Origin of the sequence: Paraburkholderia kururiensis (assembly GCF_034424375.1) — a bacterium.
In the GTDB taxonomy this organism is placed as follows: Bacteria; Pseudomonadota; Gammaproteobacteria; order Burkholderiales; family Burkholderiaceae; genus Paraburkholderia; species Paraburkholderia kururiensis_A.
The window spans coordinates 3,632,532-3,649,149 of record NZ_CP139965.1 but is presented as its reverse complement, the minus strand read 5'-3'; the positions used below and the strand labels follow the sequence as shown (position 1 = coordinate 3,649,149).

The following is a 16,618-nucleotide window of genomic DNA, read 5'->3' as shown; positions in this document are numbered from 1 at the left end:
CGCGGCGTCAGTCCTTGCGCGCTGCGAGCGCGGCGGGACGGCGGCCGGGCACGGCGCCCGCGCTGCCGCTCGCTTTTTTGCCCGATTTGCCGCCAGGACTGCCGCCGTGGCGACCGCCCGACGGCCGCGATGGCCTCACCCGCCCGCGCTGGCTCGAGCCGTGGCGGGCGCGCAGTTCGTCGGCGATGTCCCAGAGCGTGCGCGAATCGAAGGTCACGACCACGGTGGACATCAGCGTGAGCGCGCCGAAGCCGAACAGCGCGACGTCGGGAATCACGCGCGCGAGGCTCACCATCTTCACGATGGTGACGAGCACGCCCAGCATGAAGACCTCGATCATCCCCCAGGGCCGCACGAACTGGATGGCGCGCAGCACGCGGTTGAAGCCCGGTGGCACGTGGCCCTGGCGCACGGGCAGCAGCACGTAGAGCAGGGCGACCAGCTCGGTCAGCGGGAACAGGATCGTGGAGCAGAACACCATCACGGCGACGAGCTCCATGTGCTCTTCCCACAGCACGACCAGCGCGCCGAACAGGCTGGAGCGAGAGGTGACGCCGTTCGCGTCGAGTTCGAGGATCGGAAACGACTGGGCAATGATGAACGTGATGAGCGCACCGAGCGTCATCGCGCAGATGCGGTCCAGTTGCGCGGACGAGCCGTGATAGAGCACGGCGCCGCAGCGCGGGCAGCGCGCGGTGAGCCGGGCGCGCAGCAGCGGCTTGCGGAACAGCGCGTCGCACTCGTGACATGCGATCAGATTGTCTCGTTCCATGTGGGCGTGCTGGATAAACGGCCTAAGCGGTTTGACCGGCCTGAAGGGCCCAAGTGGGCGGGATGGCCTGATCGTCTGCGAGGAGCCCCGCATCGAAACTGGCCGTGCGGGGCGCCGTGTCGCGTTACAGACCGGCTGGACGGTCCAGAAGGCGCCACCATGTTACCAAACCCGCCTGCTGCCACGCACATCAAGGCTGCGGCGGCGAGCGCGGCGGGCCGGGCGAAGCGGCGGGCGCCGGACCGTGCCGAATGCCGGAATATCGACCCTCGCGCGCTCTTTTCGTTCCGTTGTGCCGGTCTGCGAGTCTTCATGCCGGACGGCGCCGGGCTGGAGTAGCATGGCGGCCTTGACATCCCCGGCTGTTGTCCGCTGTTTCCGCGGCCGCTTTCTGCGGAAGCTTTTCGTACCGTACCGGGTCATTCGCCGTTTGCAGGGCTGCGTGGTGTCCTCGCTTCCCCGGACGCCAGCGCGGCATGAGCGGCGGCCTTCGCGCTCCGCATTTTGCCTGACGGACGGAATAAGCGCGCCGGCTGCCACGTTGAACGTAATGCGTTAGCGTCCGGATCGTCATGCCATCCCGTCCTTACTTTGGCTCGCCCGAGCCGTACACCCGCACGGCAATCGGGTTCCACTGGCTGATCGCACTTCTCATCGTCTGTGCCTTCGCGCTCGGCTGGGTGATGACCGGCATCCCGGGCCTCACGCCCACCAAGCTTCGCTATTACTCCTGGCACAAGTGGATCGGCGTGACGGTGTTCGCGCTCGCCGTGCTGCGCATCGTCTGGCGCGCCACGCACCGGGCGCCGCCGCTGCCGCGCCGTATGCCGGGCTGGCAACGCGTGCTCGCCCACGGCGTGCACGTGCTGCTCTATGTGCTGATGGTGGCCGTTCCGGTCTCGGGTTATCTGTTCAGTTCCGCGGCCAACGTGCCGGTCGTGTATCTGGGGCTCGTGCAGCTGCCCATGCTGATCGGCCCCGATCCCGTGCTGAAGACGGTGTTTCGCACGGTGCACGTCACGCTCGATTACTCGCTCGCCGGGCTCGTGGTGCTGCACGTGGCGGCGGCGATCAAGCATCAATGGCTGGACCGCGACGGCCTGCTGTCGCGCATGATTCCGTTCCTCAAATAAGGGCAAACATGAAGGGTTCGTTCTATCGCTACATGCTGGCCGTGTTCGCCGCGGCTTCTCTCAACGCTGCGGCGCCGGGCCGCGCGCTCGCCGACACCGGCGCGGCAAGCCAGGTCGATCTCGCGAAGAGTTCGATTACCGCGACCTCGAAGCAGATGAACGTGCCGGTGGAAGGCCGGTTCAGGAAATTCACCGCGCAGCTCAGCTTCGATCCCGCGAAGCCTGCCGCGGGCAGCGCCCAGTTCACCGTGGACGTGGCCAGCTACGACCTGGGCGACGAAAGCTTCAACGACTCGGTGCGCGGCAAGGACTGGTTCGACGCGAAGACCTGGCCGCAGGCCACCTTCGTCTCCAGCGCCATCGCGCCGGCGGGCGGCAACCAGTACAAGGTGACAGGCAAGCTCACGATCAAGGGCAAGTCGCAGACCGTGGTGGTGCCGGTCGCGTATTCACAGCAAGGCTCGATGCAGGTCTTCGACGGCACGCTGCCGATTCACCGCCTGCAGTTCGACGTGGGCACGGGCGACTGGAAGGACACCTCGACCGTGGCCGACGAAGTGGTCATCAAGTTTCACATCGTTGCCGCGCGCAAATAGGTGGCGTTGCTGCTGGGCGTCGCGGTGTTTCGTGTCGTCGATTGTCTTTGAGGAGGGCAGGACTTGAAGAAATCACAGCGGTTTGCCATGGCGGCGCTCGGCGCGTCGCTGTCGTTCGCTTCGGCCGGCGTGTTCGCCGCCGACACCTATATGCTGGACCCCACCCACACCTATCCGAGCTTCGAGGCCGATCACTTAGGCGGCCTCTCGATCTGGCGCGGGAAGTTCACGAAGACCTCGGGCACGGTCGCGCTGGACCGTCAGGCGAAGACGGGCACGGTGGACGTGACCGTCGACGTCGCCTCCATCGATACCGGCAACACCAAGCTCGACGATCACCTGAAGGAGGCCGAGTTCTTCGACGTCACGAAATATCCCAAGGCCGTCTACAAGGGCACGCGGATTCGCTTCGACGGCGACCGGCCCGTGGAAGTGGATGGCGATTTCACGCTGCACGGCGTAACGAAGCCGCTCGCGCTGAAGATCGAGTCGTTCAAGTGCATGCCGCACCCGTTGTACAAGCGCGAGGTCTGCGGCGTGGAGGCGAGCGCCACGTTCGACCGCTCGGACTATGGCCTCGCGTTCGGCAGGGACTACGGCTTCAGCATGCAGACGACGCTGCACATTCAGGCCGAAGGCATCAAGCAATAGGCATCGCGCGGGGCGGCGCTGTTGGCGAGCGGCCCCGCGTTTGAGCCGACGGCACGAGCGGAACGAACCACACAGGCGCGCGCCGCAAGTGCGCGGGCATGGAAGCTGCAAATCGAGCGGCTGCAAACCACGGAGCAGCAAAGAAGGCGGTCAGTACCGGTCACTACTAGAACGACACACACACGGAGGTTGCGATGAACAGAGGCATGACGGCAATCCCGCCGGCTGTCGCCACCGGTAGCCGCTCCTGGCGGCTGATCGTGGCGGCATCCATCGGCAACGCGCTGGAATGGTTCGATCTCGTCGTCTACGGCTTTTTTGCGGTCGTCATCTCGCGGCTCTTCTTTCCCGCCGGCAACGATACGGTTTCGCTGCTGCTCACGCTCGGCACCTTCGGCGTGTCGTGTGTCGTTCTTCATGCGGCCGCTCGGTGCCATCGTGCTGGGCGCCTATGCGGACCTGCGCGGACGCAAGGCGGCGCTCACGCTTTCCATCCTGCTGATGATGGCGGGCACGCTCGTGATCGCGGTGCTGCCCGGTTATGCGTCGATTGGCGTGGCTGCGCCCATCGTGCTCGTGCTGGCGCGTCTGGTGCAGGGCTTTTCGGCCGGCGGCGAGTTCGGCAGCGCCACCGCGTTTCTCGCCGAGCACGTGCCCGCGCGGCGCGGTTTCTATGCGAGCTGGCAGATCGCGAGCCAGGGTCTCACGACGCTGCTTGCGGCTACCTTCGGCACGTTCCTCTCCGGCGCGCTCACGCCGCAGCAGATGGACGCCTGGGGCTGGCGCGTGCCGTTCGTCTTCGGACTCTTGATCGGCCCGGTGGCGTGGTACATCCGCTCGCGCCTTGACGAGACACCCGAGTTCCTCGCCGCCGAAACCACCCCTACACCGTTGCGCGACACGTTCGCCTCGCAGAAGCTGCGCCTTCTGATCGCGATGGGCGCGGTGGTGCTCGGCACCGTCGCGACGTACCTCGTGCTTTTCATGCCCACTTACGGCGTGAAGCAGTTGGGGCTGTCGCCGTCGGTGTCGTTCGCGGCTATCATGCTCGTGGGCGTGATCCAGCTCGTGCTCGCGCCCGTGTTCGGGCACTTCTCGGACGTGCATGGCCGCACGCGGCTCATGCTCGCCTCGGCCGTGTTGCTCTTCGTCCTGATCCTGCCGGGCTTCGCCTGGCTGGTCGCCCATCCCGGCTTCGGCACGCTGCTCGTCATCGAGGCCGTGTTCGGCTTGCTGATGACGGGCTACTTCGCGTCGCTGCCGGGGCTGCTGTCCGAGATATTTCCGGTACAGACGCGCACCACCGGCATGTCGCTCGCCTATAACGTCGCGGTGACCGTCTTCGGCGGGTTCGGGCCGTTCATCATCGCGTGGCTGATTCGCGCGACCGGCACGAAGGTGGCGCCCGCGTTCTACGTGATGCTTGCTGCGGCATTGAGCATTGCTGCGTTGATCGCGGCGCGGCGCAAGCTGCAGTTTCGGTAGACGAGCATCAAGTCGAGGACGTGGTCCGTCGTGGCGGCGTGCCACGGCGGGCGCCTTAAAAGCACGAAGGCCGGTTCTTTCGAACCGGCCTTCGTTTTTACGCCGACTGCTTTTATGCGCTTACGGCGGCAAGTGCATTACACCTGCGCACCCGCGTTCGGATCGTTCGGGTCGTGCCGCTCGCGCCGTTCCTTGACGAGGTCTTCTCGCTTCACGCCGAGCCACATGGCGAGCGCCGCCGCCACGAACACGGACGAGTAGATGCCGAACAGAATGCCCACCGTGAGCGCCAGCGCGAAGTAGTGCAGCGTGGGGCCGCCGAAGAGGAACATCGAGAGCACCATCATCTGCGTGCAGCCGTGCGTGATGATGGTTCGCGACATGGTGCTCGTGATGGCGTGGTTGATGACTTCGATCACGCTCATCTTGCGCTCGCGCCGGAACGTCTCGCGAATCCGGTCGAAGATAACGACCGATTCGTTCACCGAGTAGCCCAGCACGGCGAGCACCGCGGCCAGCACGGAGAGCGAGAACTCCCACTGGAAGAACGCGAAGAAGCCGAGAATGATCACGACGTCGTGCAGGTTCGCGATGATGCCCGCCACGGCGTACTTCCACTCGAAGCGGAACGACAGGTAGATCACGATGCCGGCCACCACGCAGGCGAGCGCGAGCAGGCCGTCGGTGGCCAGCTCCTTACCGACCTGCGGGCCCACGAACTCCACGCGCTGCAATTGCACCTGCGCGTTTTGCCCCTTGAGCGCCGACATCACCTGGTCGCTCTGCTGCGCCGACGAAAGCCCTTGCTTGACCGGCAGGCGGATCAGCACGTCGCGCGAGGTGCCGAAGTTCTGCACCTGCGCGTCGCTGTAGCCGATCTTCTCGAGCGTGCCGCGCACCGGCTCCAGGTCCACGGCCTGCGGATACTGGACCTCGATCACGGTACCGCCCGTGAACTCGATCGAGAGGTGCAGGCCGCGATGCAGCAGGAAGAACACGGCGGCGATGAAGGTCACGAGCGAGATCGCGTTGAAGAGCAACGCGCGCTGCATGAACGGAATGTCTTTACGGATGCGGAAAAATTCCATGGTCTTCTCCGGGCCTTAGCGGGACGAGCCCGGTTTGCCTGAGTTCGGGCCGGAACTGCCCGGACCCGAACGGCGCCGCACCACCGGCTTGCCGGTACGTGCCTGCGCCTTCTGGCGGTTCGCCGCGTTTGCTGCGCCCGACGCGGCGCGTGCCGTGCTGCTGGCGGCTTCGCTGTCCTCGCTGCTGTCGGTGAGTGACGGCATGGGCGGCGCGAAGGCCGCACCGGCCGCGCCGGCACCTGCCCCTTCGGGGCGCCACACCTGGCCGATGGCCAGCGACTTGAGCTTCTTCTTGCCGCCGTACCAGAGGTTCACGAGACCGCGCGAGAAGAACACCGCGGAGAACATCGACGTGAGAATGCCGATGCAGTGCACGACGGCAAAGCCGCGCACCGGGCCGGAGCCGAACGCGAGCAGCGCGAGGCCTGCAATCAGCGTGGTCACGTTCGAGTCGAGAATCGTGGCCCATGCGTGCTGGTAGCCGTTCTGGATAGCGAGCTGCGGCGGCGCGCCGTTGCGCAGTTCTTCGCGCACGCGCTCGTTGATGAGCACGTTGGCGTCGATGGCCATACCGAGTGCCAGCGCAATAGCCGCGATGCCCGGCAGCGTGAGCGTGGCCTGCATCATCGACAGCACAGCCACCAGCAACAGCAGGTTCACCGAGAGCGCGATCACCGAAATGGCGCCGAACAGCATGTAGTAGACGACCATGAACGCGGCGATGGCCGCGAAGCCGTAGACCACCGAGTCGAAGCCCTTCTTGATGTTGTCGGCGCCGAGGCTCGGGCCGACCGTGCGTTCTTCGATGATGTCCATGGGGGCGGCGAGCGAGCCGGCGCGCAGCAGCAGCGCGAGGTCGGTGGCGGCCTGCGGCGTGGGCTGGCCGGTAATCTGGAAGCGGTCGCCGAGTTCGGACTGGATCGTCGCCACCGTGAGCACTTCGCCCTTGCCCTTCTCGAACAGCACCATCGCCATCGGCTTGCCGATGTTGTCGCGCGAGACGCTGGCCACCGCGCGGCCGCCCGCCGAGTCGAGGCGGATGTTCACCGAGGGACGCTGGTGCTCGTCGAAGCCCGCCGAGGCGTCGATGATGCGGTCGCCCGTGAAGATCACCTGCTTTCTCAAGAGCACCGGCGCCTGGTTGCCCTGCGTGAAGAGTTCGTCGCCGGGCGGCACGGGCGCGTTCGGGTCCGGATGCAGGCCGAGCGGGTCGGCAAGGCGCGCTTCGAGCGTTGCCGTGCGGCCGATGATGTCCTTCGCCTTCGCCGTGTCTTGCACGCCGGGCAGCTCGACCACGATGCGGTCGGCGCCTTGCTGCTGGATGACCGGCTCGGCTACGCCCAGTTCGTTGACGCGGTTATGCAGCGTGGTGATGTTCTGCTTGATGGCCGCGTCCTGCACAGTCTTCTGGACCGCGGGCGTGAAGGTGCCCACCACCTGGAAGCCGCCGCTCGCGGCGGGCTGTACGGCCCACTGCAGTTCGGAGCCGTTGCGCGACAGCAGCGTGCGAGCCTGTTCGGCGACGTTCTGGTCCGCGAAGCTGACCACCACCGACTGGCCGACGCGGTTCACGCCGCCGTCGCGGATGTTGTTGTCGCGCAGCAGCGTGCGCGCGTCGGATGCGTCCGAATCGAGCTTCTTGTTCAGCGCGCCTGCCATGTCGACCTGCAGCAGGAAGTGCACGCCGCCGCGCAGGTCGAGGCCGAGGTACATGGGCAGCGCGTGCAGCGCCGTGAGCCAGCGCGGCGAGGCGCTTTGCAGGTTCAGCGCGACGATGTACTGCGGGTCGTTGGGGTCGGCGTTGAGCGACTTTTGCAACAGGTCTTTCAGGCGCAGCTGCGTGTCGGTGTCGCGCACGCGCACACGGATGTTGGCGTTGTTCGCGGAGTTGTCGAACGTGACGTCGTCAGCCTGGATGTGGCTCGAAGCGAGCGCGGCTTCCACTTGCGAGAGCGTGCCGGAATCGAGCTTGACCGTAGCCTTGCCGCTCGACACCTGCACCGCGGGCGCCTCGCCGAAGAAATTGGGCAACGTGTACACGAGGCCGATGACGAGCGCCACCAGCATCGCGACATATTTCCAGAGGGGGTAACGGTTCATGGGATGGCCCAACGGGATGGGTTGCCTGATCGGGAACGTCCGGCGCGGGAACGTCCGGCGTTCCCGGACCTCGTGGCCGGCCGGCGGGCAGCGTGTCTGACGACGAAGCCGCGCCGGACGCCGGAATGCGCTGCGACAGGCTTACAGCGACTTGATGGTGCCCTTGGGCAGAATGGTGGAGACCGACGACTTCTGCACGGTGATTTCCGTGCCGTCTGCCACTTCCACGCCGACGTAGGCTTCGCCCACCTTGGTGATCTTGCCGACGATACCGCCGCTCGTGACGACTTCGTCGCCCTTGGCCATGGCGGCGAGCATGTTGCGATGCTCCTTCTGACGCTTCATCTGCGGGCGGATCATGATGAAGTACAGCACCGCGAACATCAGGATCAGCGGCAGAAAGCTCATCAGGCTCGATTCCGCGCCGCCTGCTGCTGCGCCTTGTGCGAAAGCACTCGAAATGAACGACACGTTGGTCTCTCCAGGTTTATTTACGGTCCAAAAAACCGAGCCGGTCATTCTACCACCGGCCCGTGGCGCGACGGCGCGGGCAACTGGCCCGGCAATCAAGCCGCTTCGGGCGCTTGGGGGCGTGCCGTGAGGCATGCCTCACGGCGCCTTCCGTCCGTCGCGAAAGCAAATTGTAATGTTCGTTTGCGCGTGAAATGCGGCGAATCGCGCGGCCTATCCCGCGGCCGGCGCTTCTTCCACGCCGCGCGACCGGTTCTCGTGGAAGGTCTTGCGGAACGATTCGAAAGTGTGGGTTTCGATCGCCTTGCGAATCTCGCCCATCAATTCCAGGTAGTAGTGCAGGTTGTGAATGGTGTTCAACTGCGCGCCCAGAATCTCGCCCACGCGATGCAGGTGGTGCAGGTAGCCGCGCGTGAAGTTGCGGCACGTGTAGCAGCCGCAGTGTTCGTCGAGCGGGCGCAGCGAGTTGCGGTGCGTGGCGTTGCGGATCTTGACGTCGCCGAAACGCGTGAAGAGCCAGCCGTTGCGTGCATTGCGCGTGGGCATCACGCAGTCGAACATGTCGACGCCGGTCGCCACGCCTGCCACGAGGTCTTCGGGCGTGCCGACGCCCATCAGATAGTGCGGCTTGTGCGCGGGCAGCTTCGGCGCGATGTGATCGAGCACGCGCATCATGTCTTCCTTCGGCTCGCCCACCGAGAGGCCGCCGATCGCGAAGCCGTGAAAGTCCATCTCCGAGAGCCCCGCCAGCGACTCGTCGCGCAGGTCCTCGTACATGCCGCCTTGCACGATGCCGAAGAGCGCGTTGGGATTGCCGAGGCTGCGGAATTCGTCGATGGAGCGCTTCGCCCAGCGCATCGACATGCGCATCGATTCAGCTGCGTCCTGGTGCGAGGTGGGCACGCCGTCGGTGGCGTAGGGCGTACATTCGTCGAACTGCATGACGATGTCCGAGTTCAGCACCTTCTGGATCTGCATCGACACTTCGGGCGACAGGAACAGTTTGTCGCCGTTGACCGGCGAGGCGAACGCGACGCCCGCTTCGGTGATCTTGCGCAGGTCGCCGAGCGAGAAGACCTGGAAGCCGCCCGAGTCGGTGAGGATGGGCCGCTTCCAGCCCATGAAGCTGTGCAGGCCGCCGTGCGCCGCGATGGTGTCGAGGCCCGGCCGCAGCCACAGGTGAAACGTGTTGCCGAGAATGATCTGCGCGTGAATTTCCTCCAGCTCGCGCGGCTGGATGGCCTTCACTGTGCCGTAGGTGCCCACGGGCATGAAGATCGGCGTTTCGATCACGCCGTGGTTGAGCGTGAGGCGCCCGCGGCGGGCAAGGCCGTCAGTCGCGAGCAGCTCGAAGGCGAGGCCGTTCGGCGGCGGGGTATGGCTGTGGTCGGATGGACCTGCGGTCATCGGTAACTCCTGTGCCACCGGAAAACAGTCCGGCGCATGTGGTGAACGACCGCCGCGCAGAGCACGGCGGCGAAGAAACGGTATCGATGGGGCGCGGCTGTCGCGCGCTTATCGGCTGGTCGGTTGCGGCGCGCCTGCGTCGGCGGCGCGCGTGAGCAGCATCGCGTCGCCGTAGCTGAAGAAGCGATAGCGCTCGCGGATGGCGTGGCGATACGCGGCGCGAATCGTTTCGATGCCTGCGAACGCGGACACCAGCATCAGCAGCGTGGACTTCGGCAAATGGAAATTCGTGACGAGCCGGTCGACCACGCGAAAGCGATAGCCCGGCGTGATGAAGATGTCCGTTTCGGCCGACGTTGCGGCCAGCGCCCGGCCAGCCGCTTCGGCGTCGCGCGCGGCGGCTTCGAGCGCGCGCATCGAGGTCGTGCCCACGGCGATCACGCGGTTGCCGCGCGCCTTCGTTGCCGCGATGCGGTCCACGAGCGCCTGCGGCAGCTGATACCACTCGCTGTGCATCTTGTGTTCGGCGATGTTTTCCACGCGCACCGGCTGGAAAGTGCCTGCGCCCACGTGCAGCGTGAGCGTGGCGCGCGCGACGCCGCGTTCGTCGAGCTTCGCGAGCAGCGGTGCGTCGAAGTGCAGGCCGGCGGTGGGCGCCGCCACCGCGCCCGGGTTTTGGGCGAACACGGTCTGGTAGCGCGTTTCGTCGGTGGCGTCGGCGTCGTGCTCAATGTAGGGCGGCAGCGGCAGGCGGCCGTAGCGCTCGATCAGCGTGAGGCAGTCGTCCGGAAAGTGCAGCGTGTAGAAGGGCTCGACACGCTCGCCCACCGTGACGTCGAACGCGTCGGCAAGGCGCAGCGTCGTGCCGGGCGCCGGGCTCTTGCTTGCACGGATCTGCGCGAGCGCGGTACGCTCGCCGGTCAGTCTTTCGACCAGCACCTCGATGCGGCCGCCGCTGGCCTTCTGGCCGAGGAACCGCGCTTTCAGCACTTTGGTATCGTTGAACACGAGCAGATCGCCGGGCTGGATGCAATCGGGCAGCTCGGAGAAACGGCGGTCGACGAGGCGCGGCTCGACCGGATGGGCCTGGCTGGCCTGGTTAGCCTGGTGATGGACTTCAAGCAGGCGGCTTGCGCTGCGCTCGGGCAGCGCGGTTTGCGCGATGAGCTCGGGCGGCAGCTCGAAGTCGAAATCGGAAAGCTTGAACATGCGAAAGACGATGGAACGGGGTGCGCCGCCCGCCGGCGGCAAGCGGCTATGATGGCGGGGCGGTGCTGCGGCCCCGATAACCGTGGTGGTTCGGCCGCCCGCGCGTTTTTGCGTAAAGCCGATATTGTACTTGCGAAGCGACCCATGCCTTTTCCCTCTCGCCCGTTGAACCCCGCGGAATCCCGCAGCCAGCACAGCCAGCACAGTCAGGACACGCACGCGCTGGATTCGGACGCGGCGGGCGAGGTGCGCGACGTGTCGGCAAGCGGCGCGAATGGCGGCGAGGACGCCGATGGCCTCAGTGGTGGCGGCGACCGTGGTGCGCACAGCGACCCGACGCCGGCGCCGCGGCGCAAGAGCAAGGCCGCCGCGAAATCCGCTCCGTCGAAGCGCGGCGCGTCGAAGGCGGCCGAAGCCGCTGCCGGAGAGACCGGGGATGAATCGGGCGGCGCGGAGGGTTCGGGGGATTCCAAGCCCGCCACCGCGTCCAAACCCGCCGCTGCCAAACCCGCCGACAAGCTCGCACGCCTCGGCCTTCATCGCGACATCGATCTCGTGCTGCATCTGCCGATGCGCTACGAAGACGAAACCACCCTCACGCCCATCGGCGAATTGTTGCCGGGCGGCACCGCGCAAACGGAAGGCGTGGTGTTCGACAACGAGATCGCCTACCGCCCGCGCCGCCAGTTGCTCGTGAAGCTGCGCGACGACGCCGGTGACGAACTCGTGCTGCGCTTCCTGAACTTCTACGGCTCGCAGGTCACGCAGATGGGCATCGGCAAGCGTCTGCGCGTGCGCGGCGACGTGCGCGGCGGCTTCTTCGGCATGGAGATGGTGCATCCGATGGTGCGCGTCGTAGAAGCCGATACGCCGTTGCCGCAGGCGCTCACACCGGTTTATCCGAGTACCGCGGGCGTTACGCAGGCGTATCTGCGCAAGGCCATCGACAACGCGCTCTCGCGCACGGCGCTGCCCGAGCTGCTGCCCGAGGCGATTGCGCGGCGCTATTTCGCGCCGCTCGGCCTGCCGCCGCTCATGGACGCCGTGCGCACGCTTCACCATCCCGCCGCGGATGCCGACGAGACGGCGCTCATCGACGGCACGCATCCCGCGTGGTCGCGCATCAAGTTCGAGGAGCTGCTTGCGCAGCAGCTTTCGCTCAAGCGCGCCCACGAAGAGCGCCGCACCCGCGCGGCGCCTGCCATGCCGCGCCGCGCCCCGGACGATGTCACGTCGCTCGTCGCGCGCCTGATGCAGACGCTGCCGTTCAAGCTGACGGGCGCGCAGCAGCGCGTCGTCGGCGAAATTTCGCACGACCTGACCCAGCCGCATCCCATGCAGCGCCTGTTGCAGGGCGACGTGGGCAGCGGCAAAACGGTGGTGGCGGCGCTTGCCGCGGCGCAAGCCATCGACGCCGGCTATCAGGCTGCGATGATGGCCCCCACCGAAATCCTCGCCGAACAGCATGCGCGCAAGCTGCGCGACTGGCTCGAACCGCTCGGCGTGAGCGTGGCCTGGCTCGCCGGCAGCCTGAAGAGCAAAGAAAAGCGCGCGGCGCTGGAAGCGGCGGCGCTCGGCACTGCGCGGCTCGTCGTCGGCACGCACGCCATCATTCAGGACACGGTGGAGTTCGCGCGGCTCGGGCTCGTGATCGTCGACGAGCAGCATCGCTTCGGCGTCGCGCAGCGGCTCGCGTTGCGCGCAAAAGCGGCGCAGGCGGCGGACGGCGCGCGTGACTTCCAGCCGCACCAGCTCATGATGTCGGCCACCCCCATTCCGCGCACGCTCGCAATGACGTACTACGCGGACCTCGATGTCTCGACCATCGACGAACTGCCGCCCGGACGCACGCCGATCCTCACGAAACTCGTCTCCGATGCGCGGCGCGAAGAGGTGATCGCCCGCGTGCGCGAGGCTGCGCTCACGGGCCGGCAGGTGTACTGGGTCTGCCCTCTGATCGAGGAAAGCGAGACGCTGCAGTTGCAGACTGCGGTGGAAACGTTCGAAACGCTGGTGGCGGCACTGCCGGAGCTGCGGGTGGGTCTCGTGCATGGCCGCCTGGCCCCGGCGGAGAAGGCCGCCGTGATGGAGGCGTTCTCGCGCAACGAGGTGCAGCTGCTCGTTGCGACGACCGTGATCGAGGTGGGCGTGGACGTGCCGAATGCGTCGCTGATGGTGATCGAGCACGCCGAGCGTTTCGGCCTGGCTCAGCTGCATCAATTGCGTGGCCGGGTGGGGCGCGGCAGCACGGCGTCGGTGTGCGTGCTTCTTTACAGCGGACCGCTCTCGCAAGCCGGGCGCGCGCGGCTCCAGACCATGCGCGAGACCACGGACGGCTTCGAGATCGCCCGGCGCGACCTGGAGATTCGCGGACCGGGCGAGTTTCTCGGCGCGCGGCAGTCGGGCGCGGCGATGCTGCGCTTCGCGAGCCTCGAAAACGACGGCTGGCTGATCGAGCCGGCCCGTGAAGCCGCAGAGCAATTGCTGCACGAGTACCCGCACGTGGTGGCGCAGCATCTGACCCGCTGGCTCGGCGCGCGCGAGCAGTATCTGAAGGCGTAGGGCTTGCAGCTTGCGGCGAGGCGGCGACGGGCTCGAAGGCCGGAATGGCGCTGCTTGCCCAGCCTCATCCGGTTTGAATATTGGCGAATTGGCCCCATAGGTGTATAACTGAAACCTATCGAATCTTTCGCCTGATTGGTCCCCGAATGACCCTGACCGAACTGAAATACATCGTCGCCGTGGCGCGTGAACGGCACTTCGGCCGCGCCGCCGAAGCCTGCTTCGTCAGCCAGCCGACGCTTTCCGTCGCCATCAAGAAGCTCGAAGACGAACTGAACGTGCAGATTTTCGAGCGCGGCACGAGCGAAGTGAGCGTGACGCCCATCGGCGAACAGATCGTCACGCAGGCGCAGCGCGTGCTGGAACAGACGCTCGCCATCAAGGAAATCGCCAAGCAGGGCAAGGACCCGCTCGTCGGCCCGCTGCGGCTCGGCGTCATCTACACGATCGGCCCCTATCTGTTGCCCACGCTCGTGAAGCAGATGATCAAGCGCGTTCCGCAGATGCCGCTGATGCTTCAGGAGAACTACACGCTCAAGCTGATCGAGCTCCTGAAGCAGGGCGAAATCGACGTTGCCATCATGGCCCTGCCGTTTCCCGAAACCGGTCTCATGCTGCGCCCGCTCTACGACGAGCCGTTCGTCGTGGCGCTGCCGTCCGGCCACGCCTGGGAGAAGCGCCCGAAGATCGATCCGGGCGACCTGAAGCAGGAAACCATGCTGCTGCTGGGCAGCGGTCATTGCTTTCGCGACCACGTGCTGGGCGTGTGTCCGGAACTGATGCGCTTCTCGCAGAACGCGGACGGCATCCAGAAGACGTTCGAGGGCTCGTCGCTGGAGACCATCCGGCACATGGTGGCGAGCGGCGTGGGCATCACGGTGCTGCCGCGCATGTCGGTGCACGAAGTGAAGCCGCATGCGGGCGGCGTCGACTCGGGCCTGCTTTCCTATGTGCCGTTCGACGAACCGGTTCCCGATCGCCGCGTCGTGCTGGCGTGGCGCAAGAGCTTTACGCGGATGCCGGCCATCGACGCCATCTGCGACGCCATTGCCGCGTGCGACCTGCCCGGCGTGAAGAAGCTCGACATTCCGGCTGCGGCCGCTTGAGGATTTTTGCGCCGGGTTTTGCCGCCCTTTGCAGGCGGCCGCGTGACCTCTTGGCCTTCGGGCGAGTTGTCTTGCCCGGCCGCTCGCCGCGCTTTAGCCCTGATTAGTCCAGGGCTATTGAATAAATAAAATCAATCAAACACTGTTCATTGATAGTGTTGATATAGTTTCCTCCACGGATCGACCGATCCCCACCCCACCCGGAGGAAGCCATGTCCCAGCCCGTTCAGCCGTCCATTGCGAACTCCGCCGCGCAGGCCTCGTTGCTGCGCGCGTCGCAGTCCGCCGCCGGTACGTCGCAGCGCTCCGTTTCAGCCTCGGGCGCCACGCTGCGCGAATTGCGCACGGTAGCCTTCTCGCTGCTCGTAGATCGCGCGCTGTCGGCATAGCCAGGCTTGCGTCCGCCTGAACGAGCGCGGCACTTACCGTTTTCTTCTTCGCACCGTTTTCCCCTTTCAGCATTACCCCCAAGGAGTCCAGGATGTCCGAACGCAAACTCACCTCGTCCGCCGGCGCGCCCGTTGCCGACAACCAGAACTCGATGACCGCGGGCCCGCGTGGCCCGGTCATGCTCCAGGACGTGTGGCTGCTCGAAAAGCTCGCCCACTTCGACCGCGAGGTCATCCCCGAACGCCGCGTGCACGCCAAGGGCTCCGGCGCATTCGGCACCTTGAAAGTGACGCACGACATCACGCAGTACACCAAGGCCAAAGTCTTCGCGCAGCCCGGCAAGGAAACACCGCTCTTCATGCGCTTCTCGACGGTGGCCGGCGAGCGCGGCGCCGCCGACGCCGAGCGTGACGTGCGCGGCTTCTCCATCAAGTTCTATACCGACGAGGGCAACTGGGACGTGGTGGGCAACAACACGCCCGTGTTCTTCATCCGCGACCCGCTCAAGTTCCCCGACTTCATCCACACGCAGAAGCGCGACCCGTACACGAACCTGCGCAACAACGTCGCGGCGTGGGACTTCTGGTCGCGTCATCCCGAGTCGCTGCATCAGGTCACCATTCTCATGAGCGACCGCGGCATTCCGAAGAACTACCGCCAGATGCACGGCTTCGGCTCGCACACGTACTCGTTCATCAACGCGAACAACGAGCGCTTCTGGGTGAAGTTCCACTTCAAGTCGCTCAACGGTATCGAGAACTACACCAACGAGGAAGCCGCTCAGGTCATCGCTGCGGACCGCGAAAGCGCGCAGCGCGACCTCGTCGAGCACATCGACCAGGGCAACTTTCCGCGCTGGGCGTTCCGCATCCAGGTGATGCCTGAGGCCGACGCAGCGAAGGTGCCGTACAACCCGTTCGACATCACGAAGGTCTGGCCGCACAAGGACTACCCGCTGATCGACGTGGGCGTGATCGAACTGAACCGCAACGCGCAGAACTATTTCGCGGACGTGGAGCAGGCCGCGTTCACGCCGGCCAACGTGGTGCCGGGCATCGGCTTCTCGCCGGACCGTCTGTTGCAGGGCCGGCTGTTCTCGTATGGCGACACGCAGCGCTACCGGCTGGGCGTGAACCATCACCAGATTCCGGTGAATGCGCCGAAGTGTCCGTTCCACCACGCGTTCCACCGCGACGGCGCAATGCGCACCGACGGCAACCTGGGCGGCACCGTGAACTACGAGCCGAACCGCTTCGGCGACTTCACGCAGGACCGCAACGCGGAAGAGCCGCCGCTCGCCGCAGGCACCGTGGACCGCTACGACCATCGCGAAGACGGCGACTACTACAGCCAGCCGGGTGCACTGTTCCGTCTGTTCGATGCGGGCCAGCGTGAGCGCCTGTTCGCGAACATCGCCGCGGCCATCGACGGTGTGCCGAAGGAGATCGTGGACCGCCAGATCGAGCATTTCCGCCAGGCCGATGCGGCGTATGCCGAAGGCGTGATTGCGGCGATGGCCGCAAGAGCGGAAGGCGCGAAGTGAAAGCGCGCTAAAGAAAGACAAGCGCCAGCCAAGCCCGAGACGTCTTGCGGACGGTGGATTCTCCACCGTCCGCAGATCGCAGCGCGCGGCAAAGCGAAGCAAACG

Annotated in this window: 13 protein-coding genes and 1 pseudogene; 8 read left to right on the top strand and 6 right to left on the bottom strand. The window is 66.0% G+C overall.

What is annotated here, in order from left to right; genetic code table 11:
* Window positions 1–7: 7 nt before the first annotated feature.
* Window positions 8–772 carry a paraquat-inducible protein A gene (locus U0042_RS16230; RefSeq protein WP_114813369.1) on the bottom strand — a complete coding sequence of 255 codons (765 nt, stop codon included), beginning with the start codon at window positions 770–772 and terminating at the stop codon, window positions 8–10.
* 572 nt (window positions 773–1,344) lie between these two features.
* Here U0042_RS16230 and U0042_RS16225 point away from each other — a divergent pair.
* The 4 genes and pseudogenes from U0042_RS16225 to U0042_RS16210 all read left to right on the top strand — a co-directional run bounded on the left by U0042_RS16225 (window position 1,345) and on the right by U0042_RS16210 (window position 4,637).
* Window positions 1,345–1,905, top strand: a complete 561-nt coding sequence (locus U0042_RS16225) for a cytochrome b (RefSeq protein WP_114813372.1) — start codon at window positions 1,345–1,347, stop codon at window positions 1,903–1,905.
* 8 nt (window positions 1,906–1,913) lie between these two features.
* Window positions 1,914–2,501, top strand: coding sequence for a YceI family protein (locus U0042_RS16220; RefSeq protein WP_114813374.1), 588 nt, complete (start codon window positions 1,914–1,916; stop codon window positions 2,499–2,501).
* 87 nt (window positions 2,502–2,588) lie between these two features.
* Complete coding sequence (locus U0042_RS16215; protein ID WP_114813376.1) at window positions 2,589–3,152, top strand: YceI family protein; 564 nt, start codon at window positions 2,589–2,591, stop codon at window positions 3,150–3,152.
* 206 nt (window positions 3,153–3,358) lie between these two features.
* Window positions 3,359–4,637 (top strand): annotated as a pseudogene (locus U0042_RS16210) (MFS transporter).
* Window positions 4,638–4,774: 137 nt separating this feature from the next.
* Here U0042_RS16210 and secF read toward each other — a convergent pair.
* The 5 genes from secF to queA form a co-directional block, all read right to left on the bottom strand.
* Window positions 4,775–5,725: a protein translocase subunit SecF gene (gene secF / locus U0042_RS16205; RefSeq protein WP_114813378.1), complete on the bottom strand. Its 951-nt coding sequence runs from the start codon at window positions 5,723–5,725 to the stop codon at window positions 4,775–4,777.
* Between the two features lie 15 nt (window positions 5,726–5,740).
* Complete coding sequence (secD, locus tag U0042_RS16200) at window positions 5,741–7,825, bottom strand: protein translocase subunit SecD (protein WP_114813380.1); 2,085 nt, start codon at window positions 7,823–7,825, stop codon at window positions 5,741–5,743.
* A 141-nt stretch (window positions 7,826–7,966) separates the two neighbouring features.
* A complete protein-coding gene (yajC, locus tag U0042_RS16195) occupies window positions 7,967–8,296 on the bottom strand; it encodes a preprotein translocase subunit YajC (protein WP_114813382.1) in 330 nt (109 codons plus the stop codon).
* Window positions 8,297–8,509: 213 nt separating this feature from the next.
* Complete coding sequence (gene tgt, locus U0042_RS16190; RefSeq protein ID WP_114813383.1) at window positions 8,510–9,703, bottom strand: tRNA guanosine(34) transglycosylase Tgt; 1,194 nt, start codon at window positions 9,701–9,703, stop codon at window positions 8,510–8,512.
* A 108-nt stretch (window positions 9,704–9,811) separates the two neighbouring features.
* Window positions 9,812–10,912, bottom strand: coding sequence for a tRNA preQ1(34) S-adenosylmethionine ribosyltransferase-isomerase QueA (gene queA, locus U0042_RS16185; RefSeq protein ID WP_114813385.1), 1,101 nt, complete (start codon window positions 10,910–10,912; stop codon window positions 9,812–9,814).
* Between the two features lie 144 nt (window positions 10,913–11,056).
* Here queA and recG point away from each other — a divergent pair, with 144 nt between their 5' ends.
* From recG to U0042_RS16165, 4 genes are all read left to right on the top strand, one after another.
* Complete coding sequence (gene recG, locus U0042_RS16180) at window positions 11,057–13,474, top strand: ATP-dependent DNA helicase RecG (protein ID WP_114813387.1); 2,418 nt, start codon at window positions 11,057–11,059, stop codon at window positions 13,472–13,474.
* 146 nt (window positions 13,475–13,620) lie between these two features.
* Complete coding sequence (locus tag U0042_RS16175; RefSeq protein WP_114813389.1) at window positions 13,621–14,580, top strand: LysR substrate-binding domain-containing protein; 960 nt, start codon at window positions 13,621–13,623, stop codon at window positions 14,578–14,580.
* A 212-nt stretch (window positions 14,581–14,792) separates the two neighbouring features.
* Complete coding sequence (locus U0042_RS16170; RefSeq protein ID WP_157977873.1) at window positions 14,793–14,969, top strand: hypothetical protein; 177 nt, start codon at window positions 14,793–14,795, stop codon at window positions 14,967–14,969.
* Window positions 14,970–15,061: 92 nt separating this feature from the next.
* Complete coding sequence (locus U0042_RS16165) at window positions 15,062–16,513, top strand: catalase (protein WP_327204984.1); 1,452 nt, start codon at window positions 15,062–15,064, stop codon at window positions 16,511–16,513.
* The last annotated feature ends 105 nt before the right edge of the window (window positions 16,514–16,618 follow it).

Bases quoted from the DNA above. Each gene is read 5' to 3' on its own strand.
- U0042_RS16230 (WP_114813369.1), bottom strand. From the start codon at position 772: ATGGAACGAGACAATCTGATCGCATGTCACGAGTGCGACGCGCTGTTC.
- U0042_RS16225 (WP_114813372.1), top strand. From the start codon at position 1,345: ATGCCATCCCGTCCTTACTTTGGCTCGCCCGAGCCGTACACCCGCACG.
- U0042_RS16220 (WP_114813374.1), top strand. From the start codon at position 1,914: ATGAAGGGTTCGTTCTATCGCTACATGCTGGCCGTGTTCGCCGCGGCT.
- U0042_RS16215 (WP_114813376.1), top strand. From the start codon at position 2,589: ATGGCGGCGCTCGGCGCGTCGCTGTCGTTCGCTTCGGCCGGCGTGTTC.
- secF (WP_114813378.1), bottom strand. From the start codon at position 5,725: ATGGAATTTTTCCGCATCCGTAAAGACATTCCGTTCATGCAGCGCGCG.
- secD (WP_114813380.1), bottom strand. From the start codon at position 7,825: ATGAACCGTTACCCCCTCTGGAAATATGTCGCGATGCTGGTGGCGCTC.
- tgt (WP_114813383.1), bottom strand. From the start codon at position 9,703: ATGACCGCAGGTCCATCCGACCACAGCCATACCCCGCCGCCGAACGGC.
- queA (WP_114813385.1), bottom strand. From the start codon at position 10,912: ATGTTCAAGCTTTCCGATTTCGACTTCGAGCTGCCGCCCGAGCTCATC.
- recG (WP_114813387.1), top strand. From the start codon at position 11,057: ATGCCTTTTCCCTCTCGCCCGTTGAACCCCGCGGAATCCCGCAGCCAG.
- U0042_RS16175 (WP_114813389.1), top strand. From the start codon at position 13,621: ATGACCCTGACCGAACTGAAATACATCGTCGCCGTGGCGCGTGAACGG.
- U0042_RS16170 (WP_157977873.1), top strand. From the start codon at position 14,793: ATGTCCCAGCCCGTTCAGCCGTCCATTGCGAACTCCGCCGCGCAGGCC.
- U0042_RS16165 (WP_327204984.1), top strand. From the start codon at position 15,062: ATGTCCGAACGCAAACTCACCTCGTCCGCCGGCGCGCCCGTTGCCGAC.